Origin of the sequence: Lutibacter sp. (assembly GCF_041562875.1) — a bacterium.
GTDB lineage: Bacteria > Bacteroidota > Bacteroidia > Flavobacteriales > Flavobacteriaceae > Lutibacter.
Genome location: NZ_JBFFOE010000166.1, coordinates 1 through 3,104 on the forward strand (window position 1 = coordinate 1; position 3,104 = coordinate 3,104).

The 3,104-nt window shown below is 33.2% G+C and carries 1 protein-coding gene; it reads left to right on the forward strand.

Annotated features, from left to right (window positions below):
- A partial coding sequence (locus ABY863_RS13240; protein ID WP_372795608.1) for a LamG domain-containing protein occupies positions 1-3,104 on the forward strand: 3,104 nt, incomplete at both ends.

The following is a 3,104-nucleotide window of genomic DNA, read 5'->3' on the forward strand; positions in this document are numbered from 1 at the left end:
ATTACGTACTCATCTCGTAAAGATGACACAAGTGAACGTAATAAAATAGAAAGTTATTTAGCTATTAAATATGGAATTACGTTAGCTGATGCAGGTATAGGAACAACAAAAGATTACGTTAATTCTGATGGTGCATTAATTTGGGATCATACTTCAAATGCAGGTTATAACTATGATATTGCAGGTATAGGAAGAGATGATGTTTCAGCATTAAATCAAAAACAATCTAGCAGTATTAATAATGCAACAGACGCAACAGGACCTATAGAAGGTATTTTAACAATAGGTTTAGCAGACATTTATACTACAAATAGTGAAAATATATTAACAAATTCATCTAATACATTAGGGAATAAACAATTTTTAGTTTGGGGGAATAATGGCTTAGACTTAAGCCTTACTGCAACAACTATTAATGTAGACATGAGCGACGGAATTGCAGGATTATCAACACCTGTTACCTTTACAGGAATGCAACGGATTTGGAAAGTTGTAGAAACAGGAGGAGATGTTTCAAAAGTAAAAATTTCTATCCCAAAAAATGCAGTTAGAAATATAAATCCTCCAGGAAGTTATCTAATGTTTATTTCTGATACGGATATTTTTGATCCAACAGCAGATTATAGGGTTATGACAGAAGTAGCTGGAAATCTTTACACAGACTATGATTTCGATAGTACTAAATACATCACTTTTGGGTATGCTCCTGAAACGATCGTTGAACGTTCAATTTATTTTGATGGTGTTGTAGATTATGTAGATATGGAAGATGCTTTAGATTTAAATACCTCAGAATTTACAGTATCAGCTTGGATAAAAAGAGGAGTAGGTTCAGTCAATAAATCAATCCTTTCAAAAAGAGATGCTAGTTACACTGAAGGATATGATTTTAAGATTAATGGTTCTGGTCAAGTAGAAATGTCATGGGGTGTTTCAGGAGCCCAAAATATAACTTCAACAACTATAATCCCAATAGATGAATGGCATCAAGTAGCTGTTATTTATAACGGAGGTAGTGTAAATCTTTATATTGATGGAGTTTTAGATAAAACAGCATCTTTATCAGCTCCAGTTGATACAACACAATCCTTTTTTATAGCTGCTGCAGGAAAAAATACACCAACAGCATTTTTTGAAGGAAATATTGATGAAGTAAGAGTTTGGAATGTAGCTTTATCTATTGATCAATTACGTTATATAATGAATCAGGAACTTATAGATAAAAGTATTACAACAGGATTAAATCCATTACCATTAATAAAAGGTTATGTAATTCCAGCTTCTATAACAAAAAATGAAATAAGCGCAATTCCTTGGTCTAGCTTAGCAGGGTATTATCCAATGTCTGTATATACGTATACCAATACAAATGATATGTCTGGCAATGGAAATCAAGGAGCTTTAAGGAATTTAAATACGGTTGATTACCAAACTGCACCATTACCATACAAATCAACTACTGATGGTGCTTGGGATACTCCGGCAACATGGCTTAATAATTCCGTTCAAAGTATTCCAAACAGTTTATCTATTGTTGATGGAATTACACCAGTAGATTGGAATATTGTTGAAATTTCTGATAATACTGTTTTAACTTCAGGTAGCAGAGATATTAAAGTATTAGGTTTAAACATACAATCAACTACGGTAGATGCAATAGATACTAAATTAACAATGGATGGAGATAATACTGCTGGCACAGGAAACGGACTAACAGTTACCCATTATTTAAAATTAGATGGTGTTATAGATTTACAAGGAGAATCACAGTTAATACAAACTACTGATAGTGATTTAGATGCTGCAAGTACAGGTATCATAGAACGTGATCAACAAGGAACAGGAAATAGCTTTAGATACAATTATTGGAGTTCTCCAGTTAATTCAAGAGGAACTAAATTTACCATTGGTGAGGTTTTAAAAGATGGAACCGATCCAATCATTCTTCAAAATATTGATTTTGGTGCTGCAAATGCTTATGCTTATGCAGATGGTGCTACAACTTCACCTATTAAATTAAGTGCTTATTGGATGTATGTATTAAGAAATTCTGGATTGGGTTATAGTGCTTGGGCTCGTGTTGGCAATACCGGAGAATTATTGGTAGGTGAAGGATATACCATGAAAGGGTCCAATACCAGCGCAGCGGAACAAAATTATGCGTTTGTAGGTAAACCTAATAATGGAACTTTTAATTTACCTGTTAGTGCAAATAATGAATATTTAGTGGGAAATCCATACGCTTCAGCCATAGATGCTTATCAATTTATAGATGATAATGGCCCAACAGGGACAGCTTCGTTAGGAAATGGCGGTAGGCTTATTTTTTGGGAACATTACGGTGGAGATACACATAATTTAAGAGATTATCAAGGTGGTTATGCAATTTTAACTAAAGCAAGTGGTGTGCCTGCATCATCAAACGTACCTGCTGGTGTAAGTACTTTAGGTATCACTGCAAAAGGAGCTCCAGAACGTTATGTACCTGTAGGTCAATCTTTTTTTGTTGAAGGAAGCTTAACAGGTGGAAACATTCAATTTAACAATGGGCAACGTATTTTTGAAAAAGAATCTTCAGGAAATTCTATTTTTATGAAAAATAGCACTGCAAAATCTAATATAGTAACAGCAAATAGAACTGATTTAAGGCCAAAATTCAGAATAGGTTTTGATGCTCCTGCAATTAATCACCGTCAGTTATTATTAACCATTGATGAAAACACATCCGATGCTGTTGATTGGGGTTATGAAGCTGAAATATATGAAATTATTAGCGATGATATGTATTGGATGATTGACTCTAAAAAGTATGTTATTCAAGCAACTAACTCCCTTAGTTTAGATAAAGAAATTCCGTTAGGAATAGAAACTAAAGAAGGAGGAGCTATGAAAATTAAAGTGGATGCACTTGAAAATGTAGCTGAAAACACTTCCATTTATATTTTAGATAATTTAACTGGTGAAACTTATAATATTACCAACCAAACTTTTGAAATAAATTTAGAAGCAGGAGAATATAAAGAAAGGTTTGTTTTAACATTTCAACCACGTTTAAAAACGCTGGAAGAAGTTACTTTAATTGAAGGAGTTCACATTTTTATGAA